Genomic DNA, 14,349 nt, shown 5'->3' with positions numbered 1-14,349 from the left:
GTTCTCCCGATCCCAGTGTAACAAAAAGGGGGGCGCTTGGCGCCCCCCTTTTGCTGGCTTGGTTTCCCCGTTTCTCAGGCCATTTCCAGGTCCTTGCGGAGCTTCTCCCGGATCTCCCGGGCTCGGGTCCCGATCTCCTCCAGGGCCGATTGCACCTCCCGGCGACAGCGGGCCACGAAGGTCTGGTCCTCCACCCCGGAGAGGTTGATGGATACGTTGTAGGCCGCACCCCATCCGGCCGCTTCCGCCAGCAGAGCGGCGGTGCCCGCGTCGGTCACCGCGTTGGGGTTCCCGTGGGCCACCGCCTGTCCTGCAAGACGCACCAGGTCGGAGCAGGCCTTCAGGGTTTCCAGGGGCACCAGGGCGGTCTTCTTGGAAGCCTCCTGGATGGCCTGGGCTCGAGCAGCCTTCTGTCCCTCCGTCTCCTTGGGGAGCTTGCGGGCGGCCATGAAGGCGTTGAAGGATTCCGTATCCTCCTCCATGAGGCTCAGGAACCGGGCCAGCAGTTGGTCTCCCTCCGCCTGAAGGGCTTCCATGGCATCCCAGTGCTCCCGGTACTTCTCCTTCCCCAGGGTCAGGCGGGCCACCATGGCGGAAAGCCCTGCCCCCAGGGAGCCGCACAGGGCGGCAACGCTTCCGCCGCCGGGGGCGGGAGAATCGGAGGCCAGTTCTCGGACGAAGCCTTCCACCGTCAGGTTTTGCAGCGCCATGTCGTTCATCCTCTCTCTTCGTTCTTCAGGCTACCCACTCGGCCCGCTTGTACACCTCCGCCACCGGGTTCACCCCCGCGTGGTACGCCAGGATGGCGGGCGTGGAGCCGTCCAACACCAGGAAGTCCGCGGACTTGCCCGGATCCAGGCTCCCCACCCGGTGCCCCAGGCCGATGGCATAGGCGGCGTTGAGGGTGGAAGCCACCAGGGCTTCCTCCAGGGAGAAGCCCATGTGCATCACCCCGAGGCCGAAGACGAAGGGCATGGACTCGCAGAAGCAGGACCCGGGGTTGCAGTCCGTGGCCAGCGCCACGGGTACCCCCAGCTCCACCATCCTCCGTCCCGGAGCGTAGGGCTTGCGAAGGCTGTAGGCCGTGGCGGGGAGCAGGGCGGCGATGACCCCCGCCTCGGCCATGGCCTCCAGGTTGGGCTCCGAGGCCGCCAGGAGGTGTTCCGCCGAGACGGTGCCCAGCTCCGCCGCCAGCCCCGCGCCGCCCAGGTCGTGCACCTCGTCGGCGTGGATCTTCAGCTCCAGCCCCGCGGCCCGGGCCGCCAGGAGGATCCGGCGGCTCTGGTCCACCGAGAAGACCCCTTCCTCGCAGAAGACGTCGCAGAACCGGGCGATGCCCTGCTCCGCCACCGCAGGGATCATCTCGCCGCAGAGCAGGTCCACAAACTGGTCCGGCCGGTCCCGGTAGTCCTCCGCCACCGCGTGACCCCCCATGAAGGTGGCAGCCACGTCCAGGGGCGTCTCCCGCCGCAGCCGGTCGATGACCCGGAGCATCCTCAGTTCCGTCTCCGTGTCCAGGCCGTAGCCGCTTTTCACCTCCACGGTGGTGGTGCCGTGCTCCAGGGCGCTCATGGCGTTGCCCAGGGTGGTCTCGAAAAGCTCTTCGTCCGAGGCGCTTCGCACGGAGCGCACCGAGGAGAGGATGCCCCCTCCCCGACGGAGGATCTCCAGGTAGGGAGTCCCCTCAAGGCGCAGACGGAATTCCTCCTCCCGCCGAGCGGCGAAGCACAGGTGGGTGTGGGGGTCCACGAAACCCGGGATGACGCAGCGCCCCCCCAGGTCGACCTCCTCGTGGATCTCCGTCCCCTTGGCGGCCTCCCGGACCTCCGCCTCTTCCCCCACCCGGTCCACCAGTCCGTGGCGGCAGAGGAGGGCTCCTCCTTCGATCTCCCGCACCTTTCCCTGGTCCGCCCCCCGGAGGGGCGCCCCCGGGTCCTGGGGCGTGACGATCCGGGCGTTGCGGAAGAGTTTGGTGGTCACTGCGCCGCCTCTCCCATCATCTGGAGCAGCCGCAGTTCGATGATCTGCTGGGGATCGAAGCCGGCGATCTGCAGGTAGTAGGCGGCGCTGTCCAGGACGGCTCCGGCGGGAACCATGCCGTACACCTCCGTCTCCACCACCGATACCCCGTAGCGTTTCGCCTCCATGCGGATGGTCTCCAGGACCCGGTAGAGGGCGTTCTTCTCGTAGTCCACCAGGTTCATGCTCACCTGCACCAGTCCCCGCTCCTCCAGGGCCACGCCGATGCCCTTGACGTGGCAGAAGCCTCCGCTGGAGGACCGGACGTGCTTGGCGATCTCCTTGGCCACGTCCAGGTTGTCCGTGTCCAGGTTGACGTTGAAGGCCACGAGGAACTTGCGGGCGCCGATCACCGTGCCCCCCGCGGTGGGATGCAGGGCCGCCTCCCCCACGTCGGGGCGCCGGGCAGGGACGGTGCGGGCCTCGTCCTTGAGCACCTCGTACTGCCCCTTGCGCACCACCTCCAGACGCTTGCGTTCCGGGATCAGGGCCGCATCCTCGTAGTAGTACACGGGGATCCCCGTTTCCTCGACGTAGCGCTTCCCGAAGCTCCGGGCCAGCTCCACGCACTCTTCCATGGTGATGTTGGCGATGGGGGTGAAGGGCACCACGTCTACCGCCCCGATGCGCGGGTGGGCCCCCTGGTGGGTGTTCATGTCGATGTGGTCCCGGGCCACCTTGGCGGCCTCCAGGAGGGACTCCTGGATCTCTGCGGGGTGTCCCACCAGGCTCACCACCAGGCGGTTGTGGTCCTCGTCGGCCCGGTAGTCGAAGAGGTAGACTCCCGGCCGGTTCTTGAAGGGGGCCACGATGGCCTCGATGACCTCGGGGCGGCGACCCTCGCTGAAGTTGGGAACGCATTCGATAAGCGGCTTGCCCATGTTTCGGTCCTCCTTGGGAGGCGAAGGCCTCCGATTTGTCTGATCGCCTAGATGCTAACACAAAGGGGGAACGCCGTCGCGCTCCCCCTCCCGTCTACGCGACTGGTTCTGTCCGGTTCAGGCGTCCCTAGGGGGTCACGAGTTTGGGATCGTCCACCACTCCAAAGTAGCGGAACTTCCCGTTGCGCACGATCTGAACCTGCACGGGCTTGATGACCTCGCCCACCTTGTCGAAGCCCTTGATGATCCCGGTGAGGCCGTTGTAGTTGGAGGTCTTGGCCACCGCGTCCCGGATGGCCTTCCGGTCCAGACTCTTGGCGCTCTTCATGGCATCTACCAGGATCATGAAGGCGTCGTATCCCGAGGCGCCCACCATGTCGGGCTCCAGCTTGAACTTGCTCCGGTACTGCTGGAGGTAGTTCTGGACCACCGGCCGTTTGTCGTCCCGGTTCAGGTTCGTGACGATGACCAGCCCCTCGGAGGCCTTTCCTGCGATCTCGATGGTCTTGGGGGAGTCCGCTCCCTCCTCACCCACGAAGTGGGCGGTGATGCCCATTTCCCGGGCCTGCTTCAGGATGGGGCCCGTCTGGAAGTAGTACCCGCTGGCAAAGACCACGTCGGGCTTGGCTTCCTTGATCTTGGAGAGGTAGGCTTTGAAGTCCTTCTCGCTCATGGGATAGGTCTGGGCCAGGACCAGTTTGGCCTGGGGGGCGTACTCCTTGAGGTAGGCCTTGAAGCCTTCTGCCAGGGTGCGACCGAAGTCGTTGTCGCTGGTGAGGATCGCCAGCTTGGAACCCTTCAGGAGCTTCACCGCCGTGTAGGCCGCTGCCTGTCCCTCCACCATGCCCAGGAAGCCGTTGCGGAAGGTGTAGTCCCCCTTGGTCACGTCGGGGTGGATGGCGTAGGCCGCCACGAAGGGCACCTCTTCGTCGTCGAAGATGGGGGCAATCGCTCGGGTGGGCATGCTGTAGGAACCGCCCACCATGGCGATTACCTTGTCCTGGCCGATCAGCTTCTGGGCCAGGGCCACGGACTGCTTGGGGTCTGCCGCGTCGTCGTAGCAGATCAGCTCCACCTTCTTGCCCAGCACGCCTCCCTGGGCGTTGACCTGTTCCACCGCCAACTTCACCGAGTTGACCATGCTCTCCCCGTCCGCCGCCGCGAACCCGGTGACCGGAGCCAGAAGCCCGATCTTCACCGTGTCCGCCGCCAGGGCAGCTCCCGCAAGCAGCAATACCCCGCACGCCGCTCCCATCACCAACCGAAGACCCTTCATTCCCTTCCACCTCCCGTTGAGTGTGTGGATCTCCCCCGAAGGGGTCCTGCTCCGTCGCGGATGTTACAGCCCCAGGTAGGCCTCCCGGACTCGGGGATCCTCCAGGAGGGACCGGGCCTCTCCCTCCAGGGCCAGACGCCCCGTCTCCAGGATGTAGGCCCTTCGGGAGATCTGCAGGGACGCCAGGGCATTCTGCTCCACCAGGAGGATGGAGAGTCCCTGCTCCCGGTTCAGTTGTTGAAGGACCGAGAACACCTGGTCCACCAGTTTGGGCATGAGTCCCATGGAGACCTCGTCCACCAGCAGGAGTTTGGGGTTCGAGACGAGAGCCCGGGCGATGGCCAGCTGCTGCTGTTCCCCCCCCGAAAGGGTGCTGGCGAACTGCCCCCCCCGCTCCTCCAGGATGGGGAAGAGACCGTAGAGCCACCGGAGGCGTTCCTCGTAGGGAAGGGCCTTGCGGAGGCCGTAGACCCCCATGAGGAGGTTTTCCTTCACCGTGAGTTGAGGGAAGACCCGCGCCCTTTCGGGAACCATGCGGATACCCCGGCGGGCTCGGATATGGGCAGGCTCTCCCGTCACGTCCTCCCCCAGGAAGCGCACCGCTCCGGACGTGGGGGCCTGCAGGCCCATGAGGGTGCGGAGGATGCTGCTTTTCCCGGCGCCGTTGGCGCCGATGATGGAGACCAGCTCCCCCTCCTCCACGCGGAAGGAGACGCCGTGGACCGCCTCCACCTCCCCGTAGGACACCACCAGATCCTGCACCTCAAGCAGCATGGCCGCTCGCCCCCTTCCCCAGATAGGCCTCGATGACCTCCGGGTTTCGGCTGATCTCCTGGGGCAACCCTTCAGCGAGCTTGCGGCCGTGGTCCAGCACCACGATGCGGTCGCTCAACCCCATGGCCACCTTCATGTTGTGCTCGATCAAGAGGATCGAGATGCCCTGCTCCCGGATCCGCCGGACCAACACCTCAATCTGTTCGATCTCCTCGTGGCGCAGCCCGGAGAAGGACTCGTCCAGGAGAAGCAGTTTGGGGTGCAGGGCCAGGGAGCGGGCGATCTCCAGCTTGCGGAGGTTCCCGATGGGCAGAAGCCCTGCCCGTTGGTCCATCCGATCCCCCAGGCCTACGTCCCGGAGGATGCGCTCCGCCTCCTCCAGCACCGAGGGGCGTCTCCAGAAGCGGAAGCTGCCCAGGAGGTTTCCCCGGTATCGGTTTCCCCCCAGGGCGATGCAGACGTTCTCCCTCACCGACAGGGTGGCGAAGGGTTTGACGATCTGGAAGGTCCGACCGATGCCCAGGGCCGCCATCTGGTGGGGGGCAAGTCCGTCGGTGCGGGCTCCCTGGAAGCGGATCTCTCCCCGAGTGGGCCGGTAGACCCCGGAGATCATGTTGAAACAGGTGGTCTTCCCCGCCCCGTTGGGGCCCAGGAGGCCCAGGATCTCTCCCTGGTTCATGTCGAAGTCCACCCCGTCCACCGCCTTGAGGCCCCCGAACTGGATGGACAGGTCGCGCACGGAAAGGAGTTCCGCGCTCATCGGGCTTTCCCTCCCCTGGAACCGATCAGACATCTGCGGGCGAAACTGTGTTCCCCCAACAGTCCTCCGGGTTGGAAGCGGATCATCAGGAGCAGCAGGGCGGCGTAGAGGAACATGCGGTAGTCCGTCAGGGGGCGGAAGACCTCCGGAAGGACCCCCAGGACAACCGCCCCCACCAGGGGCCCCCAGAGGGTCCCCATGCCTCCCAGCACCACCATGGAGAGGAGCATCACCGACACGGGAAAGCTGAAGTCCCCGGCGCTGATGAACCGCATGAAGTGGGCGTACAGGGCTCCTCCCAGGGCGGCGAGCACCGTGCCCAGGACGAAGGCCAGGAGTTTGAAGCGCACCGGGGAGATGCCCATGCTTGCGGCGGCGGTCTCGTCCTCCCGGATGGCGAAGCACGCCAGGCCGGACCAGCAGCGGGTGAAGGCCCAGCAGAGAAGGAGCGCCAGGGCCAGGAAGGCCAGACAGAGGAGAAGAAAACCCAGCCCCTTCAGTTTGATCCCGAAGAGCACCACCCGGGGGATGCCCCCGATGCCTAGTGCCCCTCCGAAGAAGGGAGTGTAGAGGAACAGGGCCTCCACGATGAAGTTGATGCCGATGGTGGTGATGGCCAGGAAATCCTCCTTCAGACGCAGGCTGGGCAGGCCCAGCAGGACCCCTACCCCTGCCGCCACCAGGAGCACCACCGGCAGGGCACCCCAGAAGGAGAGGTTTCCCGAGGTGGTGAGGAGGGCGCAGGTGTAGGCGCCGATGCCGAAGAAGGCCGCATGACCCAGAGAGATCTGCCCCGCGTAGCCCACGATGACGTTGAGGCCCGAGGCGGCGATGGCCTGGATGACGATGAGGGTGGCAACGCTCAGGGTGTACTCGTTCATCCTTCCGTCCTCCCTATCGCTTTCCCAAGAGTCCCTGGGGTCTCCAGAGGAGCACCACGATCATGGCGATGAAGGCCAGGGCGTCCCGGGGCATGGGGATGTCCGCATAGCCGATGAGCAGGGTCTCCCCCACTCCCAAAAGCAGGGAGGCCAGCACCGCCCCGGGGACGGAGCCCATGCCCCCCACCACGATGAGGGCCAGGGTCTTATAGGCGGGGACCGCTCCCATGGTGGGATAGACCTGGTTGTAGTAGATCCCCACCAGGATCCCCGCGATGGCGGCGGTGGCGGAGCCGATCATGAAGGTGGCGCTCACCACCCAGTGGCTGTTCACCCCCAGGGAGGAGGCGGTCTCCATGTCCTGGGAGGTGGCACGCATGGCCAGGCCGAACTCCGTCTTGGTGGAGAGGAACCAGAGGATCCCCAGGACCGCCGCGGTGATGACGTACACCGCCGTCAGGGTGGAGGAGATGAGAAGGTGTCCCACGTGGAAGGAGGGGAAGGGGAGCTTCACCGGGAAGGTGAGGATCTCCGGTCCCGCCACGAGGCGGCACACCTCTTCCAGCCCCAGGAAGATGGCGATGCTGCTGATGAGGGGCACGTAGGGGGGGAACTTCAACAGGGGGAAATACACGAACCGCTCAATGGCCACTCCCAAAAGGGCGCAGAAGGCCATACTTCCCAGTACGGCCAGGGTCAGGCTTTCGGTGACGCCGAAGAGGTAGAGCCCGACGTAGGCTCCGGCGGTGTAGACGGAAGCGTGGGCCACGTGAAGGATCTTCAGGATGCCGTACACCAGCGCCAGCCCCAGGGTTGTGAGGGCGTAGATGGAACCGATGGCGATGCCGTTCAGGATCTGCTCCAGCAGAAGTTCCATGAACCAACCTCCCGGACGCGAAGTGACCGCCCAGGCGCGGGTGGTCCATGCGTCTATTATATATCAAAACCGCGCCTAGGGGGCGCCCTGTCGGGCGCCCCCTAGGCGCGGCAGCACTTCCTCCCGATATGCCTTTAGTCCAGTTCCCCGATGGCGTCCTCCACCTTCCGGAGGAGGGTGCCGTCGCACACCCGCCCGAGGACGTTTTGGATCAGGGGGTGCAGGTACCGGTCCGCCTCCAGATAGGGGACCTCTTCCCGAAGGGCCCGGTGGATCGCCTCGGTCCCCTTCCCCGCCTTCAGGGGGCGACTGAACTCCAGGCCCTGGGCGGCGGCTAGGAGTTCGATGGACAGGACCTTTCGGGCGTTTTCCAGGATCTGCCTTCCCTTGCGGGCGGAGTAGGCCCCCATGGAGACGTGGTCCTCCTGGTTGGCGGAGGTGGGGATGGAGTCCACGGAGGAGGGATGGGCCAACACCTTGTTCTCCGAGACGATGGCGGCGGCGGTGTACTGGGGGATCATGAAGCCGCTGTTCACACCGCTTTCCTTCATCAGGAAGGGGGGAAGCCCGGAGAGCTTGTGGTCCACCAGCCGGGCGGTGCGGCGTTCGGAGATGTTGGCCCACTCCGCTGCGGCGATACCGAAGAAGTCCATGGCGATGGCCATGGGCTGTCCGTGGAAGTTGCCCCCGCTGATGGCCTCCCCGTCCGCCGGGAAGATGAGGGGGTTGTCGGTGACGGAGTTGATCTCGATCTCCACCTTCTGGCGCACATAGTCCACCGCGTCCCGGCTTGCCCCGTGCACCTGGGGGACGCAGCGGAGGGAGTAGGCGTCCTGAACCCGCTTCCCCTGGTAAGCCGCCACGATCTCGCTCCCCTCGATGAGCCTCCGGAGGTTTCCCGCCACGGTGCGCTGCCCCGTGTGGGGACGCAGATCGTGAGTTCGGGGGTCAAAGGCGTAGGGGACTCCGTGCAGGGCCTCCAGGGACAGGGCGGAAGCCACGTCCGCCATCTTGCCCAGGGAAAGGGCGTCCACCACGCAGAGGGCGGCGATGGCGGTCATGACGGTGGTGCCGTTGTTGAGGGCCAGCCCCTCCTTGGGTTTGAGGTCGATGGGGGAAAGCCCCGTCTTCTGAAGGGCTTCCGCGGTGGGCATGCGGCGTCCCTGGAAGAAGACCTCTCCCTCCCCCAGGAGGCTGATGGCCAGGTGGGAAAGGGGGCACAGGTCCCCGCTGGCTCCCACGGAACCCTGGGAGGGGATCACCGGGTGGATGCCCAGGTTCAGGTAGTTCACCAGCTGGCTCAGGGTGGGGAGGCTGATGCCGGAGAAGCCCCGGGTCAGGGTGTTGACCCGAAGGAGCATGATGGCCCGGACCAGGTCCTCGGGGAAGGGTTCCCCCACGCCGCAGGCGTGGCTGAGGAGGAGGTTGCGCTGGAGGAGCTGGCTCTTCTCCGCCGGGATGACCACCGTGGCCAGGTCGCCGAAGCCCGTGGTGATGCCGTAGACCACCCGATCCTCCCGCACCCAGCTTGCCACCGCTTCGGCGCCCCGCTCCACGAAGGCCACCGCAGCGGGATCCAAGGCGACCTGACAACCTTCCCGGGCAACCCGCACCACGTCGTTCAGGGTGAGACTGTGGCCGTTGAGTTCCAGTACCTGATTTCCCATCCTCTTCCCCTCCTTGGACGTACTTCGGGAGATCGGACTTGGGGGCCGGGGGCTCGAAGCGGAGGATGCAGCTTCGTGGGGTTCTTCCTAGGGAACGATCCCGTTGTCCTGGCCGCAGAAACCGCAATTTCCCGATGCAGCAATGTGACGCTGGAATATATTATACTCCGAACGCGCCAAAATGTCTCGTCCGCATTTCTCGCATCGGGTGACCGCACTCCCGCCGCAGTTTCCCAGGTAGACGTGCTTCAGGCGCTTTTCCGCGATGTCCCGGAATCCCTCCAGGGTCCGAAGGGAAGTGGCCGGGGCAGTGGCCTTGCGTCGGGGGAAATACCGGGAGAGATGCAGGGGGATGCGGGGAGAAAGGTCCGCAAGCCAGTCCACCAATCCGGAGAAGTCCGTGGGGTCGTCGTTGAGGCCCGGAACCACCAGGTGCGTCACCTCCAGGTGGACCCCCGCTTCCCTCATCCGCCTCAGGGTTCGGAGGACCGACTCCAGATCTCCCCCCAGGGATCGGTACCCCTCTTGCGTGAAGGCCTTCAGGTCCACGTTGGCGGCGTCCACTTTCCCCAGGATCTCCTCCAGCGGCTCGGGTTCGATGGTGCCGTTGGTGATCCAGACGACCCGGATCCCCCTGCGGTGCAGCTGTCTGCCCGCCTCCAGCAGGTACTCCGGGTGGATCAGCGGCTCGTTGTAGGTAAAGGCTACGGCCCCCTCCCCCCCCGCCTCCGCCAAAGCGACCAGTTCTTCCGGCTCCAGAAAGGGAGAGGCGATCCAACCCAGGGGGTGGGAGAGGCTGTCGTTCTGGCAGAAAGGGCAGTCCAGGTTGCACCCCAACCCTCCCAGGGAGAGGATCCGGCTGCCGGGCCTCCAGTGGTAGAGGGGTTTCTTCTCGATCGGGTCCACCGCCACCGAGGGGAAGCGACCGAGGAAGGGGGACACCAGCCTTCCCCCCTCCTCCTTCCTAGCCCCGCAGAGCCCTCGTGCGCCCCGGGTCAGGTAGCACCGGTGGAAGCACAGGGCGCAGCGGACCCCGTCCCCTTCGGGAACCCAGTGATGGGCCTCCATGGGAACGGCCCTCACGGCTCCGGGTAGCGTTCTACCCGAAAGCGCAGGAGTTCCAGGGGTTCCCGGGGATCCAATCCCGCCTTGCGGGCGGCGATCTCCACCTGCTGCTCCACCGTGTCCACCCCTTCCAGGTCCGGGAGCAGGACTCCCCTGCGCCCTCGGGCCTGGACGAGAACCCCGTAGATCCGGGGATCCAGCCCGGAGCGGTTTGTGGATTCCGGGGTGGAGAGGACGTCCACGGAAAGGTGCAGGTCCTCCAGTTCCTCGGATCGGACGGGGGGGAACCGGGGGTCCTGGGTGGCCGCCGCCAGGGCGTTGCGGATGATCTCCTGGTCCAGGGAGGGGCAGAGCGGTTCCAGGGTCCCGATGCATCCCCGAAGGGAGCCGTCCCGTCGGTGGAGGGAGACGAAACAGGCCCTCCGGCGGTCCCAGAGGCCCGCCTGTGCGCTCCTCTGGGGAAGAAGGGCCTCGGGATCGGCTGCCTTCCCCCTCAGTCCCTCCTCCAGCGCCCTCCGCGCCAGGAGGGGGTAGGGATGAATCGTCGGGGCGTCGGGGTCGGAGGTGGGGGGAAGCCAGAGGGCGGTGGCGTACCCCACCCCGAAGGGGCCCTCGTAGGAGAAGACCTCCAGGGGGCCCTGAGCCAGCCCCAGGAGGGCCAGGACGGAGCGGAGGCCGCACTCCCCCGCCGCCTCCGTCTCCGAGTCGGGCATGTCCAGCAGGGGGCGGGGGTCGCCGGTGCGCAGGGCCTGGACCACCTTTTGGTCCAAGGCAGGTCCCAAGGGGCTGTAGCCTGCCGGGGCGCCGGGAAACAGGCGGTGGGAGAGGTCCCCGCTGGCGAGGAAGCCCCAGGAGCCCTCGGGAGGGTTCGCTCGAAGGCGACGTCCCATCTCGTAGGCTCCCTTGCGGTCCAACCCGATGGGGTTGGCCACCACCCCTCGGGCAAAGGCCCCTTTTCGTCCCAGAAGGGCAAGGGGAACCAGGCTCGCGTGGTCCAACGTCTCCGTGGCCGTGTCGATGCGGCAGGAGATCTCCGGGGAGAGGCACCGGGCGAAGTGTCGGGCCTGTTCGGGGTCTCCCGCCAGGTCGCGGCTTACGGACGGAGCGCCGAAAGCCCCCAGGTGTCCCCGGAAGGAAGGGGCTCCACCCAAGAGCAGGGAGCCGGGAACGTAGCGGAAATGGGGGGAGAGGATCAGGACCCCTTCGGGGGCGGGGATAGGGAGGTCATGAACAAGCCGCTGGATTCCCCGAAGGGTTTCCTCGGCTTCCTCTTCCCGTCCGCGTCCCACTTCGGGGACGAGGACGGGGGGATGGGGAAGCAGACAAGCCCAAGTCCACACGAAGACCACCTCCCAGGGTCGGTTCGGAGTCTGTCGAAGGGGACACTCAATGCTCCCCCGGGTGGGGGAATTTACAGAAGAATCATAGCATCTCCGAAGGAAAAAAAACGATAGCGAAGCTGGACCGCTTCCCGATAGGCCTCCAGGACCGGCTCATAGCCTCCGAAGGCCGCCACCAGCATGAGCAGGGTGCTTCGAGGGAGATGGAAGTTGGTGATCAGTCCGTCCACTACCCGAAAACGGTACCCCGGGCGGATGTAGAGTCTCGTGTCCCGCTCCCCCGGGAGGACCTGTCCCTCTTCGTTGGCGAAGGTCTCCAGGGTGCGGACCACCGTGGTCCCCACCGCTACCACTCGTCCCCCTCGGCGTCGGGTCTGGCGGATCGCCTCGGCGGTCTCTTCCCCCAGGGAGCACCGTTCCAGGTGCATCACGTGGTCCTCTGCCCGCTCCGTCTGGACGGGACGGAAGGTGCCCAGCCCCACGTCCAGGGTGACGAAGGCCTGCCCGATTCCCCTGGCCTCCAGACGCTTCAGCAGGGGGGCGGTGAAGTGCAGCCCCGCCGTGGGGGCGGCGGCGGAACCCTCCCGGTCCGGTCGGGAGTAGACCGTCTGGTACCTCTCTGCCGGGGCGACGCTCCGGGTGATGTAAGGAGGCAGGGGGACTTCTCCCAGGCGGCGGAAAAGCCGTGTCGGGTCGGTTTCTTGGGGCAGGCGGAGGGCTCGAAGTCCATCCTCCAGGCGTTCCTCCACCCGGACCTCCGTCCCGTCCTCCAACAGAAGGGGGGTTCCCGGGGGGACCCGACGCCCGGGGCGGACCAAGGCCGTCCAGAGATTCGAAGCGGGATCCAGGGGCCGGAGCACCAGGATCTCCACGCGGCCGGAGGAGGTCTTGCGGGCCCGAAGTCGGGCCGGCCGCACCCGGGTGTCGTTCAGTACCAACAGGTCTCCCTCCCGAAGGTATTCCTCCAGGTCGCGGAAGGTCCGGTGGGCTGCGACCCCTCGTCCTCGCTCCAGGACCAGCAGTCGAGAGGAATCCCGGGGTTCCGCCGGGTCCTGGGCGATCAGTTCCTCCGGCAGGTCGTACTGGTAGGCCGAAACGGAGGCCAGATCGACAGCCGCCGTCTTCTGAGGGGGATTCATGGGAGGGTGCACAGACTGGTCCCGGGGAAGTAGTGCTCCAGGATGCGAGGGCAGGACCAGCCCTGCTCCGCCAGGGCCTTGGCTCCCCACTGGGAAAGCCCGACCCCATGTCCCCAGCCCCGTCCCTCCAGGACGAACCGGTCCCCCCCTGCGGCGTTCCAGGTCGGGGCCGTTCGGGGGGATGCGGGGGTGACGGGAAGGGGGGGGGCGGGACGCACCGGGTTCGGCTCGCCCTTTCGGGAGAGGCCCAGATCCTGGTAGGCCTTGCGTTTTTCCGGATGAAGGAGCATGTCCATCAGCTCCTCCTTGGAGAAGACCCCCTGTTCCGTGAGCTGCACCAGCACGTCCTCCTGGGAGGAGGGGCGGGAGACCGGGACGACGGGCTGGGGCGGGAGGTTCGGCGGTAGAGGGGGTTCTCCTCCCTGGTCTCCCCGGATCTCGAAGCGGGTGCTCTTCACGAGGCTGCTTCCTGCAGCCATGCGGAAGGCGTGTCCCTTCACCCGGACGGTTCCCCGGTCTCCCGTCACCTCCAGGAGCACCACCCGTCCTCCCGAGTCCCGGGAGGCGGCGCGAAGGGAACGGACCCGGCCCACGTTTTGCCCCATCTTCCCGAGGACCCTCTCCAGCTGCTCCGCCGTCAGGACCGTCCGCCAGGACGAGTAGGGGCTCGTGTAGGACACCGGCTCCCCTCGGGAGACGAGGTAGGACACCCGACCTCCCCACACCTGGGAGGCATCGGCGGTGACGCCCCCGCTGTCGGCGTGGTAGAAGGTGGACGCCGGGACGCCCCCGTAGACCAGGATCTGCCCCCTGGTGGCGGCCACGGCCCGGTCCGTGGCGGGATCCTCCGCGTTCCTTCCCCGATAGGCCTGGCAGTGAGGCAGGGCGCAGAGATCGAAGCCCTGGGCTCGGTGTCTTCCCTGGCTCTTCACGGCGAAGGTCCGGGCGATGATCGCTTGGGCCTTCAGCGCCTCCTGGGGCCAGGCGGGGTTGGCCTCCATCTTGAGGACCCCCCGGAGATAGGATTCCAGGTCCACCTCGTTGACCACCGTGAAGCCCCGGGAGGCGGGGATCAGGCACAGGGAGCCCCGGTAGCCCGTGGGTCCCCATCGAAGACCCTCACCCTCCACCCGAACGGGCAGGGGAAGGGTTTCTCCCCGAAGGTAGAGGGCTCCCCCCTGGTGGACCACGTCGGCCCGGCCCGCCAGGGCAACCCTCCTTCCGTCGGCTCCTTGAGCCCAGCCTTGCCCCTCCAGGATGCCCGAGGAAACCCCTTGGGCGACCCCCACGCGCAACAGCCGCTCCTGAGCCTCTCCGATCCCGGGGAAAGCCCTGAGGGCTGCCAGAAGCCCCAGTGCCAGAACGAACCTTCCCAAACGATCACCGAAACCGAACATGATGGACCTCCTCGAACTCGAATCGGGGGCAAAGAGACCCCGCCTCACCGCCGGAAGAGCCGCGCCAGCAGGTTGACCCCCAGGGTGAGGAGGACGCTGACCAACAACATTGTGCCGAAGGGGGCAAAGAGGGTCCACCCTCTTCGGTGCACCACCACGTCCCCGGGAAGCCGTCCCCAGGGAAGGGGGACCCGGGCGAGGAGGAGCAGCACCCCTCCCAGGATCAGAAGCCCCAGGCCCAGGGCCGCCAGGGCTCGACCGAAAGCCGTCACG

Annotated in this window: 14 protein-coding genes; all 14 read right to left on the bottom strand. The window is 66.8% G+C overall.

Annotated elements, in window-relative coordinates; all coding sequences use genetic code 11:
* Positions 1–74 precede the first annotated feature (74 nt).
* Positions 75–710: a cyclodeaminase/cyclohydrolase family protein gene (locus APAU_RS07285; RefSeq protein WP_006301068.1), complete on the bottom strand. Its 636-nt coding sequence runs from the start codon at positions 708–710 to the stop codon at positions 75–77.
* A gap of 25 nt (positions 711–735) precedes the next feature.
* Entirely contained in the window at positions 736–1,980 is a 1,245-nt protein-coding gene (gene hutI / locus APAU_RS07280; RefSeq protein WP_006301067.1) for an imidazolonepropionase, read from the bottom strand.
* Positions 1,977–2,900 (bottom strand): glutamate formimidoyltransferase, encoded by a 924-nt coding sequence (ftcD, locus tag APAU_RS07275; RefSeq protein ID WP_006301066.1) that lies wholly within the window; start codon positions 2,898–2,900, stop codon positions 1,977–1,979. Before ftcD ends, hutI begins: the two co-directional genes overlap by 4 nt.
* A gap of 127 nt (positions 2,901–3,027) precedes the next feature.
* Positions 3,028–4,176, bottom strand: coding sequence for an ABC transporter substrate-binding protein (locus APAU_RS07270; protein WP_006301065.1), 1,149 nt, complete (start codon positions 4,174–4,176; stop codon positions 3,028–3,030).
* A gap of 63 nt (positions 4,177–4,239) precedes the next feature.
* Positions 4,240–4,950, bottom strand: a complete 711-nt coding sequence (locus tag APAU_RS07265) for an ABC transporter ATP-binding protein (protein WP_006301064.1) — start codon at positions 4,948–4,950, stop codon at positions 4,240–4,242.
* Positions 4,940–5,710 (bottom strand): ABC transporter ATP-binding protein, encoded by a 771-nt coding sequence (locus tag APAU_RS07260; RefSeq protein ID WP_006301063.1) that lies wholly within the window; start codon positions 5,708–5,710, stop codon positions 4,940–4,942. Before APAU_RS07260 ends, APAU_RS07265 begins: the two co-directional genes overlap by 11 nt.
* The gene (locus APAU_RS07255) at positions 5,707–6,591 is read right to left on the bottom strand and encodes a branched-chain amino acid ABC transporter permease (RefSeq protein ID WP_006301062.1); all 885 of its coding nucleotides are present in this window, start codon (positions 6,589–6,591) and stop codon (positions 5,707–5,709) included. The genes APAU_RS07260 and APAU_RS07255 overlap by 4 nt, the downstream gene beginning before the upstream one ends.
* A 13-nt stretch (positions 6,592–6,604) precedes the next feature.
* Positions 6,605–7,468 carry a branched-chain amino acid ABC transporter permease gene (locus tag APAU_RS07250; RefSeq protein WP_006301061.1) on the bottom strand — a complete coding sequence of 288 codons (864 nt, stop codon included), beginning with the start codon at positions 7,466–7,468 and terminating at the stop codon, positions 6,605–6,607.
* A 134-nt stretch (positions 7,469–7,602) separates the two neighbouring features.
* Positions 7,603–9,135 carry a histidine ammonia-lyase gene (gene hutH / locus APAU_RS07245; protein WP_006301060.1) on the bottom strand — a complete coding sequence of 511 codons (1,533 nt, stop codon included), beginning with the start codon at positions 9,133–9,135 and terminating at the stop codon, positions 7,603–7,605.
* A gap of 87 nt (positions 9,136–9,222) precedes the next feature.
* Positions 9,223–10,203: an AmmeMemoRadiSam system radical SAM enzyme gene (gene amrS / locus APAU_RS07240; RefSeq protein WP_006301059.1), complete on the bottom strand. Its 981-nt coding sequence runs from the start codon at positions 10,201–10,203 to the stop codon at positions 9,223–9,225.
* Positions 10,204–10,214: 11 nt separating this feature from the next.
* Positions 10,215–11,540 carry an AmmeMemoRadiSam system protein A gene (gene amrA / locus APAU_RS07235; RefSeq protein WP_006301058.1) on the bottom strand — a complete coding sequence of 442 codons (1,326 nt, stop codon included), beginning with the start codon at positions 11,538–11,540 and terminating at the stop codon, positions 10,215–10,217.
* Between the two features lie 71 nt (positions 11,541–11,611).
* Positions 11,612–12,679 (bottom strand): tRNA preQ1(34) S-adenosylmethionine ribosyltransferase-isomerase QueA, encoded by a 1,068-nt coding sequence (gene queA / locus APAU_RS07230; protein WP_006301057.1) that lies wholly within the window; start codon positions 12,677–12,679, stop codon positions 11,612–11,614.
* Positions 12,676–14,076, bottom strand: a complete 1,401-nt coding sequence (locus APAU_RS07225; RefSeq protein ID WP_006301056.1) for a SpoIID/LytB domain-containing protein — start codon at positions 14,074–14,076, stop codon at positions 12,676–12,678. The genes queA and APAU_RS07225 overlap by 4 nt, the downstream gene beginning before the upstream one ends.
* Before the next feature lie 44 nt (positions 14,077–14,120).
* A complete protein-coding gene (locus APAU_RS07220) occupies positions 14,121–14,348 on the bottom strand; it encodes a DUF2905 domain-containing protein (RefSeq protein WP_006301055.1) in 228 nt (75 codons plus the stop codon).
* Position 14,349 lies beyond the last annotated feature (1 nt).

It is taken from the genome of Aminomonas paucivorans DSM 12260, from assembly GCF_000165795.1.
GTDB lineage: Bacteria > Synergistota > Synergistia > Synergistales > Synergistaceae > Aminomonas > Aminomonas paucivorans.
The sequence above is the reverse complement of the archived record's forward strand: the minus strand, read 5'-3'. Positions and strand labels throughout refer to the sequence as shown.

What these genes read in the sequence shown, in the direction of transcription:
- hutH (WP_006301060.1), bottom strand. Translation starts at nt 9,135, where the DNA reads ATGGGAAATCAGGTACTGGAACTCAACGGCCACAGTCTCACCCTGAAC.
- APAU_RS07285 (WP_006301068.1), bottom strand. Translation starts at nt 710, where the DNA reads ATGGCGCTGCAAAACCTGACGGTGGAAGGCTTCGTCCGAGAACTGGCC.
- APAU_RS07255 (WP_006301062.1), bottom strand. Translation starts at nt 6,591, where the DNA reads ATGAACGAGTACACCCTGAGCGTTGCCACCCTCATCGTCATCCAGGCC.
- APAU_RS07265 (WP_006301064.1), bottom strand. Translation starts at nt 4,950, where the DNA reads ATGCTGCTTGAGGTGCAGGATCTGGTGGTGTCCTACGGGGAGGTGGAG.
- APAU_RS07250 (WP_006301061.1), bottom strand. Translation starts at nt 7,468, where the DNA reads ATGGAACTTCTGCTGGAGCAGATCCTGAACGGCATCGCCATCGGTTCC.
- APAU_RS07260 (WP_006301063.1), bottom strand. Translation starts at nt 5,710, where the DNA reads ATGAGCGCGGAACTCCTTTCCGTGCGCGACCTGTCCATCCAGTTCGGG.
- amrS (WP_006301059.1), bottom strand. Translation starts at nt 10,203, where the DNA reads ATGGAGGCCCATCACTGGGTTCCCGAAGGGGACGGGGTCCGCTGCGCC.
- APAU_RS07270 (WP_006301065.1), bottom strand. Translation starts at nt 4,176, where the DNA reads ATGAAGGGTCTTCGGTTGGTGATGGGAGCGGCGTGCGGGGTATTGCTG.
- queA (WP_006301057.1), bottom strand. Translation starts at nt 12,679, where the DNA reads ATGAATCCCCCTCAGAAGACGGCGGCTGTCGATCTGGCCTCCGTTTCG.
- APAU_RS07225 (WP_006301056.1), bottom strand. Translation starts at nt 14,076, where the DNA reads ATGTTCGGTTTCGGTGATCGTTTGGGAAGGTTCGTTCTGGCACTGGGG.
- ftcD (WP_006301066.1), bottom strand. Translation starts at nt 2,900, where the DNA reads ATGGGCAAGCCGCTTATCGAATGCGTTCCCAACTTCAGCGAGGGTCGC.